Source organism: Vibrio owensii CAIM 1854 = LMG 25443, from assembly GCF_000817815.1.
Taxonomy (GTDB): Bacteria; Pseudomonadota; Gammaproteobacteria; order Enterobacterales; family Vibrionaceae; genus Vibrio; species Vibrio owensii.
Window position 1 is genome coordinate 121,188 of the sequence record NZ_JPRD01000023.1, and the last position, 15,210, is coordinate 136,397.

Here is a 15,210-nt window from a genome sequence, read left to right on the forward strand (position 1 = left end):
TGGCAAATTATCACCAGCCTAAGAGCGATAGGATGATAGAGGGGAGGGCGAAAAAGAGCCGGTACTAATACCAGCTCAATTCAATCTCTAATGGCATGTCACAGCGTATTCTTTCTCCACACATTTCGTCGGATGCGTTGAGGTGAACCAGTTTTGCAGAGGAGTATCCTTCTCCTCGAAAGTGGTCTCTTGCCTCGCAGAGGCTGGCAAATTTGAGCGGACTTTTTTGCTCGTTCAATATCAATGACTTTGTATGGTTTTCTACATTGTAAGCGAGGTAGATACCACCCTCGACCGATTCAATCAAAAGATTCATAGCCGTTTCCCATTGGTGTTTTCACTCTTTGGCTGTTACGGCGAACGATGGATTTTAGTTCACTTCTGATGCTCGATTGCTGCCAACAAAAACTCAGTCACCTCTTGCACGTGCTCCTTAATCTCAGCTTGCGTTGGCTTTTCCATTCCCATTAAAACGCCAGAGCGAATCGACAGTAGCATACCTGTCCATAGGCGAATCTGTGTTTCCGGCTCCTTGATATCGAAACGATCTTGGAAGAACTGAGTGAGCTTGGCATCGGTATCGTCCGGACCGACTTCGCGGAAGATCGTCGTGATCTCAGGCGCTTTGGCGCTTTCTGCAATCAACAAGCGGAAGGTCGCCAAGTGCTCATCAGAAAGGTGGAAAGAAACAAAGTGTTCACCAAATGAGTTCAGCGCTTCTCGCAGATCATTCTTTTGTAGGTGAGTAATGAAGCCACCATCCATGTTTTCACCTATCTGGCGCAATGTTGCTTCAAATAGCGCAGCTTTAGATGGAAAGTAGCGATACACGGTTTGCTTTGTCATGCCTGCTTGGGCGGAGATTTTATCCATGTTTGCTAACACATACCCCTCGGACAAAAAGTTCTCTTTCGCGGCTTCCAAAATAGCTCGGCGTTTCTTCTCTCGGTTTTGCTCGATCTTGCTCATGCTCAGATTCTCTTGATTTGATAATCATACTATACGGTATGATTTTTGTTGACACAACTCCGAAATTAGAAAGTCATACTTACGAGTATGATTTATTTTTGAGGACAAAGACGATGACGACGGCATTAATGAATAACCTAAACGCCAAAGGCGCTCGCTTTGCCGGGGTGGTGATCACCTTGGTTGGTGCACTGTTGATGAGCCTAGACCCAATTTTTATACGCTTTTCAGGCGTGAGTGGTGTGGATACCGCATTTCTATTTGGCTTGTTTACCGCGATTTCGATGCCAATATTTATCCAGCTTCGCGATGAGCGCGGTCTGGTTCGAGCGGTGAAAGAGAGCGGCTGGCATGTATTGTTATCTGGCTTATTGATGCTCGGCAGTGCTGCTGGTTTGGTGATGAGCATTAAGCTCACCACGGTTGCGAATACCTTTGTGATTCTGAGCGCAGCACCGGCTTTGGCTGCATTGTTTAGCTGGTGGTTTTTGGGTGAAGTGACCCAGCGTTCGACGTGGATTGCGATTGTTGCTGTGATGGTAGGTATTGCGATTGTGGTCTCTGGCTCTTTTAAATCGGGTAACTGGATTGGCGATGGTTTAGCAGTGTTTGCCGTGGTGTGTTTGTCGCTCAACCAGGTGCAACTGCGTAAGCATCAACACGTAAGCCGCATGGCAAGTGTTGGTTTTGGTGGACTGTTCTTAGCGATGGCAATGCTGTTTTGGGCTGCTCCTTCAACTTACAGCGCGAACACTTGGCTGATTATGGGCTTGATGGGGCTGTTTACTGCGCCGTTTGGGCGTGTGCTTTCACAAGTCGCGACCCGTTACATCACGGCGCCTGAAGTAGGCATGATTCTGATGATCGAAACCGTGCTAGCACCACTTTGGGCATTAATCTTCTTTGATGAAATCCCAGCAATGGCAAGCATTCTTGGCGGTTCAATCATCTTAGTCACCATTTCCATTTACGCTTTTTCAGCGATGAAGTCAGAACAAAAATAGAGGTTGATATGAACACAAATCAAACCCCACAACTTGAGTTTATTGGGCAAATTCGCACGCCATATACTGATGTTTCTCAGTGCCCAAATAACATTCAGCCACAAGATGGACCTGTGTGTGAAATTCAACTTAAATCTCAGTATTACCAAGGGCTCGTAGGGCTTGAAGTTGGGCAGAAAATACTGGTTCTGTATTGGCTTTCTGGTGCGAACCGCCAACCAGAAATGATGCAAGGAAAGAACGGCACATTTACTTTACGTTCGCCGCACAGACCAAACCCTCTTGGTGCGGCGGTATTACCGATTGAGTCTATCGACGAGGGAGTAATCAAAGTGCGTGGTTTGGACTGCTTAGATGGCACGCCTTTGGTTGATATCAAACCTGCAATTTACTTTGAAACATAGTCCTAGGTTTGTGCCCTTGTAAGCTAGGGCATCCAAACGAGCTCTCGGCCTGAAAGCGGCTTGTGACAGAAGTCGCTTGCTTTTTATACAAGAAAACCTTTAGACTTTGCGCATCACTTCTTTAGGAGATTACGCCAACATGAACAACTAAACCTGTCATCCAACTCTCATTTTATTTTTTGGATTTACAGGGTTAGTAGGCGTAGCTCACTTTCCGATATTTCTTTGCAATTACCATTTTTCTATTTGAAGCGCTTCTATGGGCCCGTGTATTTGCATCGATCTCATCTCTAGATTTATCTCAAGCTACGGCTGTTGTCCCTGTCATACAGGAGGCAAATTATGCCAGTCTTACAGGCTTACAATATCAGTCATCAATTTGGTAATGGCGAAACGCTGTTTCAGCAAATCTCATGTTCTATGACCAAACGTCGTGTTGGGTTAGTCGGACGCAACGGTGTCGGAAAATCAGTGTTTGCATCGATACTCAGCGGTGAGCAAACCCCGGCCAGTGGCACGGTGACCGTACCAAGGTCATTTGCGACATATCGTCAGCAACCTTCGCACTTGCTAGAGGGGGAACTTTCGATTGCTCAGTTTTTAGCAAAGGACAAAGTGCTAAGCGCGCTTAAGCAGATCGAAATGGGAGATTGCTCTGAGCATTTGTTTGAGGTGGTGGGGGATCAATGGGATTTGCCCATCCAACTTGCTAAGCAGCTAGAAACCATGGGCTTGCCGCCACAGCCAGACTTTCCTTGTTCGCAATTGAGTGGCGGACAGTTAGCGCGTTTGCAGCTGTGGCAGTTGTTCGACAGCGAAGTGGAATTGCTGATCCTTGATGAACCATCAAACCATCTTGATACGCATGCCAAGCAGTGGTTGATTGATTCGATGCGCAGTTTCTCAGGCGCGATTCTGCTCATCAGTCATGACAGAGAGTTACTGCGCGAAATGGAGGAAATCTGGGAGCTATCCGGTTTAGGTTTGCAAGTGTTTGGCGGTAATTACGACATGTATGCTGAGCAAAAGCGCACCGAACTGCAAGCGGTAGAGCGCCAACTAGCCAGTGTCGATAAACAAAAAAAGCAATTGGAAGAGCAAGCTCAGCGCAATCGGGAGAAAGCAGAACAAAGAGCGGCTCAAGGTAACAAGCTGAGAAAGGATGGCAGTCAGCCGAAAATCTTACTGGATGGTATGAAAGACAAAGCCACAGCCCGAGCCGCCAGTCGTAACAAAAACGAGCAACTTCGCCAAGCGCACCTGCAAGAGAAAAAGCAAAGCTTGCGAGTGCGCAAAGAGCAAATCAAAGGGCAAAAACTGTATTTGGCAGACAGTCAAAGTCGCTCGCGAAAAGTCGTGTCGCTTTTAGGAGGCGTGTTGCCATTTGGGTCGGCTCAGCCCATCACTGCGCAAGTTCATGCGGATGATAAATTGCATTTGTTGGGCAAAAACGGATGCGGCAAATCGACCTTACTGAAAACACTCTTGGGTGAGTTCTCACTGCAAAGTGGTGAGCTACAAATCAATACGCCGCTTTATTATCTCGATCAGCACTTTGGTGCGATACAGCCTGAACTCTCCATGTTGGAAAACCTAATGCAACATTGTGAGGGGATAAAAGAAAGCGATGCCAGAACATTGCTAGCAGGCATTGGTTTTCGCCGAGACAGTGTGTTTCGTTTGGGCAGCGTATTGAGTGGCGGCGAGAAAATGAAGCTCGCGATGCTGATTGTTAGCCATCAACCAACTCAGCCTTTGTTGCTTTTGGATGAGCCGGATAATCACCTAGACCTGGAATCGAAAATCATGCTTGCTCAGGCACTAAGCGCGTATCGAGGCGGCTTTATTCTTATCAGTCACGACCAAGATTTTGCCGCGGAATCGGGTATGTCTCGAAGTATTGAACTGAGCTAACAAGCTCTTGTCTATAACCCCACATTGAGGGGAATCACCGAAGCTAAGCAGTTAGTTTGGCTTTGGTGACTTTAAAACCTTCACCAAGCAATTTTCTCAAAGCAATTAGAATCCTTACTTCGATATGGGTAAGATGCTTGATGCATTACACAAAACAAAAACAGAAAAGGAAGTCTATGAAAAAGAAAACCTTAGCACTGGTGACCGCGTTTGCGTTGACGGGCGTATTACCGGGAGCTTATGCCGAAGACTCAACAAAGGAATTGGTTGAACACGTACACAAAATGGCGGTGAAGTACCCAACGACAAAGAAAGTTGATGTGGTGGATGAGTATTTTGGTACCAAAGTCAGTGACCCATACCGCTGGTTAGAAGACGACCGCAGTAAAGAAACCGCTGACTGGGTCAAAGCGCAGAACCAAGTCACGTTCGATTACTTGGCGCAAATTCCTTATCGTCACCAGATTGAAGAACGCTTAACTCAGTTAATGGATTACGAGAAGTTAGGGCGACCATTCAAAGAAGGTAAATACACCTATTTCTACAAGAATGACGGTTTACAAAACCAAGATGTGCTTTACCGCCAACTTGATGATGGGAAGCCAGAAGTCTTCCTCGACCCAAATACCTTTAGCGAAGATGGCACGACCTCATTGGCGAATGTGAGCTTCACTAAAGATGGTTCTTTAGTCGCTTACAGTATTTCAGAAGGCGGTAGCGATTGGCGCAAAGTGATTGTGCTTGATGCTGAAACCAAAAAGCCTGTCGGTGAGACGTTAGTAGATATTAAGTTCAGCGGCGTAAACTGGCTGGGGAACAAAGGTTTCTACTACTCAAGTTACGACAAGCCAGAAGGCAGCGAGCTTTCGGCAAAAACCGACCAACACAAGCTTTACTATCACGAGCTAGGCACTAAGCAGAGTGAGGACAAGCTTATCTTCGGCGGTACAGAGGAAGAGAAGCACCGATACGTTCGTGGTTACACTTCCGACGACCAACGTTACCTATTTATTTCGGCAAGCACTTCAACGTCTGGCAATAAGCTGTTCTTCAAAGATTTGACCAAGCCAGACAGTCCACTGCAAACCATTTTGGATGACACCAATTCTGGTACTTGGGTGATTGATAGCAAAGGCACCAAGCTGTATTTGGTCACTAACTTAGACGCACCAAACAAACGCGTGGTGACGGTGGATGCGAGCAACCCTGAGCCGAAGAATTGGAAAGATTTAATTCCTGAAACTGACAACGTGCTTAGCCCATCAACCGCGGGCGGTTATCTGTTTGCCAGCTACATTGTTGATGCGCTTTCTATGGTCAAACAATACGATATGGACGGTAAGTTCATTCGTGAAATCAAGCTGCCAGACATCGGCAGTGCTTACGGCTTTTGGGGTAAGAAAGAAGACGCTGAAGTCTACTACTCTTTCACCAACTACAAGACACCAAGCACGACCTATCGCTTAGACATCAAAGACGGTGACAGCGAGGTTTACCACAAATCGAACGCACCATTCGATCCAGAACAATTTGAATCTCGTCAGGTGTTCTACAAATCGAAAGACGGTACCAAGATTCCAATGATCATCACCTACAAAAAAGGCACGCCGATGGACGGCAGTGCGCCAACGATTTTGTATGGTTATGGTGGTTTCAATATCAGTCTAACGCCTTACTTCAGTCCGAGTCGAGCTGCATGGTTGGAAATGGGCGGTATTTACGCTGTCGCGAACATCCGTGGCGGTGGTGAGTACGGCAAAGAGTGGCACAATGCTGGCACCAAATTAGAGAAGCAAAACTCGTTTGATGACTTTATTGCCGGAGCGGAGTTCCTTATCGATAAAGACTACACTTCGTCAGACAAGCTCGCGATTAACGGTGGCTCGAACGGCGGCTTGCTTGTTGGTGCAGTGATGACGCAGCGCCCTGAGCTGTTCAAAGTGGCACTGCCAGCAGTGGGTGTATTGGATATGCTTCGCTACCATACCTTTACGGCAGGAGCGGGCTGGGCTTATGACTACGGTACAGCAGAACAAAGTAAAGAGATGTTTGATTACCTCAAAGGATACTCGCCAGTACACAACGTCAAAGCCGGCGTTAAGTACCCTGCAACTATGGTGACAACGGGTGACCACGATGACCGTGTGGTGCCAGCGCACTCTTACAAGTTTGCAGCTGAGCTACAGTCTAAACAAGCGGGTACAAACCCAACTTTGATTCGAATCGAAACCAACGCAGGTCACGGTGCAGGCACACCGACCAGTAAGGTTATCGAGAAAACCGCCGATGTTTACAGCTTTACTTTGTTCAATATGGGCGTTGAAAAGCTGTAAGCGAGAGGGTGGATTAACCAAAGAGCTTAAGTTCATTTACATTGGAATTAAAACGCAGTCTTCGGGCTGCGTTTTTTATGTGAATACAAGGGATAAAGTAAGAGTGACAGTTCTCACATTCCTCATTATTTCTCTGTAGGGTATTAAACGGTACTTTTACAAAAGGGAGAATAACATTATTTTAATATAAAATGCTCCACAACTGTAAAGTATAAATATGAAATAGAAAAATTACATAGATATAAAAAACTTCTGTATCTCACGTATTTACTAGCTATTATCAATAGTGATTCTTTTTTGTTAACTTATAGAATCAAAGAAAGATTTCACATGAAGAAGTGATGTTAAAAATAACTTATTATTTGTTTTGTCAATGCTTGTTTATTTCTAGTTCCATTGTTTTCTTATTATTTCTTCTTTTACCAAAGTTTAGGTTATAACTCATATAACCATAGGTGATTGAACTTTCTATACCATTTCTCTTAATTTACGCACAGCGTCAATCCTTTAGCCATCATTAGAATAGCATTTAGAAATATTATCCTCCAAAGCTTGCTTCTGAACGTTTGCTGTTTGTGATGACTCGATGACGCAAAACAATTAATTATCATGAGAATGGACAAAATCCTATGAATTTGGTGAAACCATCTGTTGTTGTAATGGCAGCAGTAATCCAGTTTGCGTCCCCCGTTTTTGCTGAGACAAATTCAGATGAACAATTACAAGATATGTCGGATCCTCTTGCGGTTTATACCCAAGCAGGTTTTGGTATTACGGACAAAGGAGCAAACATCAAAATAGGCCAAACTTATAAAGCGTCACAACCGGGCACGATGGCAATGAACGTTATCGAAGTCAAAGGTATTGGTGGCGAACTGTTTGGCATTCGAGACGAAGATGATCCGTTGTACAGCAAAGTGGATGACAGTATTGATTCCTTCCGTCTGCGTAATTTCCAAGTTGAAGTGGCGAAAGGATTGGGACGTCAGCTTGATGTGAACTACGACGTGGATGCTGACAAGTTAGATGCATCGTACAGCTTCATCAAGGCCTTGCCTAAACTTGGTGTCGTCCAGCTTTACCCACTAGCAGGTGCAGGTGTAACGATCGCCAACGATTTCAGTGGTGAAGACAACGGCTACGAGATTCCGGGGACGTTTACTGTGGTCGGTATGTATTCGAAAATCGATATTACTGACAAAATTTGGATCAACTACAACCCGATGTATATGCACACCTTGTCGGGCTCAAGTGATTATAAAGACACGTATTATGCGGGTGAGGATAATATCTTAACGCATGAATTTGCGATTTCTTACCAAATAACACCGCGTTCAAATATTCGTTACTTTGCAAACTGGAATGAGCAAGTCGACTTTGGCGATGGTGATCACCGCATCGAATATAACTACCAATTCTAATAATTATATTTATATCTCAGGAATAAATGAGTGGGCGTATTTTCATAAGCTCACTTTTTCCTAAGTAGGTCTATTATGAAAGTCCAAAATAAAGCAGTATTACTCTCTCTACTTATTACGACTACCTTACTCTATGGGTGTAATACTAATGAGGCGAAAACACAAAACAAGGCAGCCCCATCAGTCGAAACGCTCACTCTCACTAAAACACCAATCACCCCTTACCATACCTTTATCGGCAGAACAGAAGCTGTCAATGATGTTGATATTATGCCGAGAGTGGGAGGAGAGCTGACCGCGATTCATTTCAAAGATGGAGATATGGTTGAAAAAGGTCAGCTTCTATTTGAAATCGATTCGAGACCCTATGAAGCCGCACTTTCCTATGCTGAAGCATCATTAGAAAAGGCGCGCGCTAACTTGCTTCAAGCTAACCGAAATGCACAGCGAGCTCAAAAGTTGATCAAAGACAAGAGCATCAGTGAGCAGCAGTTTGATGAAGCGATTACAGATAAAGCAACGGCTAGTGCAGAGGTGGAAGAGGCAAAGGCGACTCTGGTTTCAGCTAAGCTTGATTTGGAATTCTCGTCAGTTCGTGCTCCATTCTCTGGTCGTGTGGGATTCAGTAACTTTCGCGTTGGCGACCGCATCTCAAAAATACAACTTGTTCCACTCGTTTCGATTACCCAAATTGATCCGATTCGCTTTGGTTTTGATGTGGATGAAAAACTCTATCGACGTGTAAGAAATGCAATTGATGTGGCACGAAGCCACGACGAAAAGCTCAATGTTGATGTAACGCTTTCTCTATCCGACGGCAAAACATATCCGCACAAAGGAAAGATCTATGCACTTGGGAATAAGATCGATTTAGAAACAGGCTCAATTCAGGCTGAGGCTCAGTTTGACAATCCAACTTACTCACTTATGCCGGGTGAATACGGAAATTTGACGATCAAACTCCGTAACAAAACGATTGATGGGTTGCTAGTTCCGTCATCAGCGATTCAACAAGATCAAGCTGGTAGCTACGTTATGGTGGTTGCTGATGACCATGTTGTCTCACGTCGCAATATCGAGTTGGGTCAAGTTTATGGTGTGAACCATGCTGTCCTATCAGGCCTGTCTGAAAATGAAAAAGTCATTGTGAACGGTCTACAAAAAGTGCGTCCAGGCAGCACTGTGAATGATATTGAGCGACAGGGTTAGCCACGATGTTAAGTAAATTTTTCATTCACCGACCAAAGTTCGCTTTGGTCATTTCATTGGCGATGACCTTGATGGGGATGATCGCTTTAAATGTGTTGCCGATTTCAGAGTATCCCCAAATATCACCGACAGTAATTTCAATAACAACCATGTATCCGGGTGCAAATGCGGATGTGGTTAAAAAGACGGTAGCTCAACCTATCGAAGCCAAAGTCAATGGTGTTGAGGACATGATTTATATGTCATCCGTCATAGGTAACGATGGTTCATACACGCTGAAGGTTTACTTTCGGGTAGGTGCTGACGGTGATATGGCACAGGTTCGAGTGAACAACTTAGTTGCCCAAGCGACCTCCTCTTTACCTCAAGAAGTAAACCAAATCGGTGTAACGGTGAAAAAGAAGTCGTCGGACATGCTTGGCGTTATTACTCTTCGTTCACCAAATCAATCATTCGATAGCATTTACCTTTCCAACTATGCAGATTTAAACGTAGTTGAACGTTTGAAGCGTATTGAAGGTATGAGTGATATTACCTTACTGGGTAAAAAAGATTACTCCATGCGAGTTTGGTTAGATCCTAACAAGCTAGCGACCTTGAAGCTTTCTGCCAGTGACGTCATCACAGCAATCAAAACACAAAACATACAAGTTGCCGCAGGTAAGGTTGGCGGAATGCCTGCTCCGGGAGATCAGCAGTATCAATATGTTTTGCAGACAAAAGGTAGACTGACGACTGCCGCTGAGTTTGAAAACATTGTGATTCGAGCAAGTGAAAAGGGGACTTTAATCCGCCTTAAAGATGTCGCTCGTGTGGAAGTTGGCGCTCAAGGGTATGAGGCTGATGGCCGTATGAATAACGCCCCTGCAGCAGTACTTGCGCTGTACCAATTGCCTACAGCGAATGCGTTGGCAGTCATGGAAGAAGTCAAGCAGGCAATGAAAGAGTACGAAAAGACGTTTCCTGATGATCTTGTTTACGATATTGCTTACGACTCTACCGAGTATGTAGAAACGTCCATCGATGAAGTGTATGAGACCCTCGTTATTGCGGTTTTTTTAGTTACGCTAGTCGTGTATGTGTTTCTCCAAAATTGGCGTGCAACGGTCATACCCACGTTAGCAATTCCAGTGTCGATCATTGCTACTTTTGCGGTAATGGCTCTCATGGGGATGACGATAAATACGATATCCCTATTTGGACTGATATTGGCAATTGGTATCGTCGTCGATGATGCCATTATCGTGGTAGAAAACGTTGAGCGTGTAATGCATGAGGAGCACCTTGCTCCTGTGCCTGCGACTATTCAAGCGATGAAAGAGGTGACGGGACCAGTACTGGCAACCACACTTATTTTACTTGCTGTATTTGTACCTGTTGCACTACTACCAGGTATTTCTGGGCGCATGTTTAACCAGTTCGCAGTGACGATTTGTGTCTCGGTTCTTATCTCAGCAGTCAATGCGTTATCACTTACCCCTGCATTATGTGCTCTGATGCTCAAGTCAACGCATGAGCAGCCTATCGCACCTTTACGTGCTTTCAACCGCGGTTTTGATGCCATCACCCGTAAATATCAAGGCTTAGTTGGTTTTTTGAGCCGTCGTCTTGTTCTCAGTCTTGGAGTCTATGGAGCGTTAATCGGTGCGCTTGCCTACGGATTTATGAATGTCCCGTCGTCGTTTGTTCCAAATGAAGACAAAGGTGTGTTTATGGTTGAGATGAGGTTACCTGATGCTGCCGCATTGCAACGCACCGCTCCTTTAATGAAAAAATATGTCGATGAGCTTAAACAGATGGATGGCGTGGAGAATGTTGTCTCGGTGGCAGGCTTTTCTGTCATCAATATGGCCGCTATCCCAAACTCCGGCATGTTAATTATTAAACTGGATAATTGGGATGAGCGACAAGATCCTGCGTTGCATCAACGTGCTCTGATGGCAAAAGTGAATCAGTTGCTGAATTCTACGCCAGATGCAGCCTCGTTTGTATTTGCGACTCCTGCAATTAAAGGGATGGGAGCGGTCGATGGCTTCAATCTTGTTTTGCAAGATAACTTGGGTCGCTCTCCGAAGGAGTTGGCAAGAACTACCGCAGAGTTTGTAGCAAAGATAAACCAACTGCCGCAGGTTGCACGAGCGTTTTCCATTTTCCGCGCAAACATCCCACAGCGTTACATCAACATTGATCGTGATAAAGCAATCTCAATGGGAGTGCCATTGAATGAGATATTTACAACGCTTCAAGCCGAGTTAGGCGGTGCGTATATCTCGGACTTCAATTTATTTGGTCGTTCTTACCAAGTAAAGGTTCAAGCAGAGGAGCAGTTCCGAGACAACGTTGATGACATTAGCCATCTGTATGTTCGCTCTAGTTCTGGAAAGATGGTGTCTTTGGCAACGTTAGTAAAAGTAGAGCCGATCTTTGGCCCGGATACTCTATCAAATTACAACATGTTTGGTTCGGCAACAGTGAATGGCGCTCCTGCTCCAGGTTACAGTTCTGGTGATGTCGTTAACGCGATAGAGGAGCTAGCACAAACCAGTTTGCCGAGCGGCTATTCTTACGAATGGTCAGGCATGACTTATCAAGAGCAAAAGGCAGGCAACCTTGCGCCTATTGCTTTTGCTCTATCCCTCTTATTTACCTACCTATTCCTTGTTGCTCAATATGAAAGTTGGACGATTCCTGCTGCGGTAATGATGGCAGTACCCGTAGCCATTCTGGGAGCAATGGGAACGCTAGTCATGGTTGGTCAGTCTTTCGATCTCTATGTACAGATAGGTGTTGTTATCTTGATCGGGATGTCAGCGAAAGTTGCCATTCTCATTGTGGAATTCGCCAAAGTACTTCGAGAAGAGAAAGGGCTATCGATTATTGATGCGGCAAAAGAAGCAGCTCGAATTCGTTTCCGAGCGGTTCAAATGACGGCATTTGCATTCATTTGGGGTGTTTTCCCGTTAGTGATTGCATCTGGTGCAGGTGCTGCTTCACGTCATTCATTAGGTTTCGCTGTCTTCGGCGGTATGATCCTTTCAACCTTTGTCGGCACATTATTGACTCCAGTTTTCTTCGTGATGATGCAGTCATTGCGCGAACGATTTAAGCGTAATGTTCCAACTAAAACGGAGGAACCTAGCGCGTAAATTCTAATCGCTCCTCCCCATGCTGCTGCAATGAAAAGAGTTTTTGTTGAGATAAAACCAAATTGTCAGCATGGGTTTTCTTTTAAATATACTTATAGGTTTTAGTATGAAAAATCTTACCAAAATCGTTGCTGTGGGGTCCCTCATCTCGTGTGCAGCAGCGCAAGCAGGAGGTCTGTACTTGTACGAGACTTCCACCACAGACATTGGTTTAGCGTCTGCGGGTATGGCGGCAAGAGCGCAGGATGCCTCGGTCATGGCGGCGAACCCTGCTGGTCTGTCTAATGTGGCGGGTCAGTCATTTTCAGGTCACTTGATCAGCTTGTATGGCGACACAACGCTGGACACCTTTGGTGGCGGTGACGCAGGTAACATCATTGGCTACGTGCCGCTTGGTTCAGCGTTTTACAGCCAACAAGTGAACGATAAGTGGACGCTTGGTATTGGTATGTACGGCAACTACGGCTTGGGTCTGGAATACGACAAGCTGTTCAGCCGTATTGATATTCCTAATGCAATTACTCAGGCCGTGACGGTTCAACCTTCTGCTTCATACCGTATTAACGATCAATGGTCTGTAGGTGCTGCATTAGGCATCCATTACGGCATCTTAGATATGGATGTCAAAGTTGATGGTACGACTCTCGCTGGTGGCATTGAAGATACCGACACTCAAGTGAATGGCCGCGTTGGTGTGCTGTATGAGTTGAATTCGGGTACTCGCTTAGGTCTGTCTTACTCGAATGAAACTGAGTTCGAATTCGATGATAAAGACTTCTCGACCAGTGCCGTTGCACCTCAGCAGTTGGTATTCAGTGCTTACCATGAGCTTAACGACAAACTGGCGGTGATGGGTAACTTGAACTGGCAAGACTGGAGCGCTTACCAAACGCTGATGGATGTAGAAACACAAGACACCTACCAGATTGCTTTGGGTACACAGTACAAGGTTAATAGCAAAGTGATGTGGAATGCAGGTTTCGCATTTGACTCAAGCATGTACACAGATCAATCCAACGGTGATCTGACTATCCCAACTGGCAACGCTTACCGTCTAGGTACGGGCATTGATTACAAGATTGATGAAGCAAGCACGGTTTCAGTTGCCTTCGAAGCGACCTTGATTGAATCGTCTGAAGTGAAAGGTCGAGCGGGCAACACGATTGCAAGCTTTGATGATCCAGCGTTGTACTTCCTAAGCATCGGCTACAGCTGGAAAAACCAATAATCCGGCGTTAACGCAATCACTAGATTAGCGATACGACGAAAAGCAGCGGTAAGCACGTCCTAGGCTTACCGCCGTTTTTGTTTGTAGCGGGACGGTATTAATTCAACTGAACAAAAAGCACAAAGTAAAAAGACGATAGCGAATTCGTCGAGGAAATTTGAAATGAACAACACGTTTTGGCTGGCATGTGCAGCGTTAGTTTTAAGCTCGTCGGCTCTGGCTAGTGAACGCGTTCCCAAAGAGAACAAAAACAAATTAGCCGATGACCCAACAAAGGTGATCACCAAGTTCGGTGCGGCTTATTCCAACAACTATGATTTTGATGACCAGAACATCTCGTTCTCTGGTTCCTTGGCATTGGATGAAGCTCGCAAAATTAATGTTCGTATCAATGATGATGCGAGTGAATGGCGCGTGGGCGGCTCTTGGTTGTTTCCGGTGGGTATCGTGAACTTCAACTTTGGTAAGAATGAATATACTAACGGCGCTGATCAAACCAACTACAGCGTCGGAACCTTTGTACCATTGAGCTATTTCGGCATCGAGCCAGCAGGCTTTCAGATCTTTCCTATGGCTGGCTACACCTATAACGATGGCGATGTGCCAGTTTGTGATGGCGCAGAGGGCAGTGCATGTTCAGACCCTGGTTTTACTGGCACACCTAGCCCAGAGAATGGGTTCAACATGATGAACTCTTCAGGCAGTAGCGGTTATTTGGGAGCGTTCACATTGAAACCCATAACAGAGCAATTGACCTTGATGGGATTTGCGGGTGGCTCTTATGGTTCAGAGAACAGTGAAGGTGACAACTACAAAGGTGCTTTTGGTGGCTTAGGGTTAGGTTATCTTGTTCAAAAGCGTCACTCGTTTAACTTGATGACGTTTATTATGGACAACAACACTTATCTCGATGATCCAGACAAGCGCGTCATCGTCTCATACCAGTATCAGTTTGATTAAAGAAGCGCAGCCCATCGGCTGCGTTTTAATTAAAAAGTGCCACTCCATACTAGAACGGATCAGCTCTCTAACTCTGCGCGGTATTGGTCTTGTAGGATGTACATACGTTTTACATCGCGGTAGCTGCCGTTGATGAAGAACTCTTGTACCAGATGGCCTTCTTCAATAAAGCCGCACTTCTGATAGAGGTGGATCGCTTTTTCATTGTCCAAGGCAACCAACAGGTAGATTTTGTGCAGGTTAAGAATCGAGAATGAGTAATCCAAAGCACGATTGATCACCTCTTCGGCATAGCCTCGTCCTTGGTGGTCTGGAGCGATGATGATTTGGAATTCGGCGCTACGGTGGATGTAGTTAATTTCAATCAACTCTACCAGACCAATTAAGACACCGTGTTCATCTTCTACGACAAAGCGGCGCTCGGCATCGTCGTGAATGTGTTTGCGATACAGTTCTTCTAATTCATCATGAGATTCGTAAGGCTCTTCAAACCAGTACGTCATGATGTTGCGGTTGTTGTTGAGGTCGTGAATAAAGCGCAGGTCTGAACGTTCTAAAGCACGAATTGTGAGACCATTTTTCATCGTCTATCTCCAGAGAGCAAAAGCATAATCAAATGCGA

General features: G+C 45.3%; 12 protein-coding genes. 9 read left to right on the forward strand and 3 right to left on the reverse strand.

Annotated elements, in window-relative coordinates; all coding sequences use genetic code 11:
- Positions 1-64: 64 nt before the first annotated feature.
- Positions 65-316 carry a DUF6482 family protein gene (locus H735_RS14160; protein ID WP_020194725.1) on the reverse strand — a complete coding sequence of 84 codons (252 nt, stop codon included), beginning with the start codon at positions 314-316 and terminating at the stop codon, positions 65-67.
- Positions 317-375: 59 nt separating this feature from the next.
- Entirely contained in the window at positions 376-969 is a 594-nt protein-coding gene (locus H735_RS14165) for a TetR/AcrR family transcriptional regulator (protein ID WP_020194726.1), read from the reverse strand.
- Between the two features lie 113 nt (positions 970-1,082).
- Here H735_RS14165 and H735_RS14170 point away from each other — a divergent pair, with 113 nt between their 5' ends.
- The 9 genes from H735_RS14170 (at position 1,083) to H735_RS14210 (ending at position 14,588) form a co-directional block, all read left to right on the forward strand.
- Positions 1,083-1,973 (forward strand): DMT family transporter, encoded by an 891-nt coding sequence (locus tag H735_RS14170; RefSeq protein WP_020194727.1) that lies wholly within the window; start codon positions 1,083-1,085, stop codon positions 1,971-1,973.
- 8 nt (positions 1,974-1,981) lie between these two features.
- Positions 1,982-2,377: an SAM-dependent methyltransferase gene (locus H735_RS14175; protein WP_020194728.1), complete on the forward strand. Its 396-nt coding sequence runs from the start codon at positions 1,982-1,984 to the stop codon at positions 2,375-2,377.
- Between the two features lie 342 nt (positions 2,378-2,719).
- A complete protein-coding gene (locus H735_RS14180) occupies positions 2,720-4,291 on the forward strand; it encodes an ABC-F family ATP-binding cassette domain-containing protein (RefSeq protein WP_020194729.1) in 1,572 nt (523 codons plus the stop codon).
- 176 nt (positions 4,292-4,467) lie between these two features.
- Positions 4,468-6,624 (forward strand): prolyl oligopeptidase family serine peptidase, encoded by a 2,157-nt coding sequence (locus H735_RS14185; RefSeq protein WP_020194730.1) that lies wholly within the window; start codon positions 4,468-4,470, stop codon positions 6,622-6,624.
- A 629-nt stretch (positions 6,625-7,253) separates the two neighbouring features.
- Positions 7,254-8,045 carry a hypothetical protein gene (locus H735_RS14190; protein ID WP_020194731.1) on the forward strand — a complete coding sequence of 264 codons (792 nt, stop codon included), beginning with the start codon at positions 7,254-7,256 and terminating at the stop codon, positions 8,043-8,045.
- A gap of 75 nt (positions 8,046-8,120) precedes the next feature.
- On the forward strand, positions 8,121-9,254 hold the full coding sequence (locus H735_RS14195; protein ID WP_020194732.1) for an efflux RND transporter periplasmic adaptor subunit: 1,134 nt from the start codon (positions 8,121-8,123) through the stop codon (positions 9,252-9,254).
- Between the two features lie 5 nt (positions 9,255-9,259).
- A complete protein-coding gene (locus tag H735_RS14200) occupies positions 9,260-12,400 on the forward strand; it encodes an efflux RND transporter permease subunit (RefSeq protein WP_027726574.1) in 3,141 nt (1,046 codons plus the stop codon).
- A gap of 106 nt (positions 12,401-12,506) precedes the next feature.
- Positions 12,507-13,628, forward strand: a complete 1,122-nt coding sequence (locus H735_RS14205; protein WP_020194734.1) for an OmpP1/FadL family transporter — start codon at positions 12,507-12,509, stop codon at positions 13,626-13,628.
- 162 nt (positions 13,629-13,790) lie between these two features.
- Complete coding sequence (locus H735_RS14210) at positions 13,791-14,588, forward strand: hypothetical protein (RefSeq protein WP_020194735.1); 798 nt, start codon at positions 13,791-13,793, stop codon at positions 14,586-14,588.
- 59 nt (positions 14,589-14,647) lie between these two features.
- Here H735_RS14210 and speG read toward each other — a convergent pair whose 3' ends face one another.
- Positions 14,648-15,172, reverse strand: coding sequence for a spermidine N1-acetyltransferase (gene speG / locus H735_RS14215; protein ID WP_009706233.1), 525 nt, complete (start codon positions 15,170-15,172; stop codon positions 14,648-14,650).
- Between the last annotated feature and the right edge of the window lie 38 nt (positions 15,173-15,210).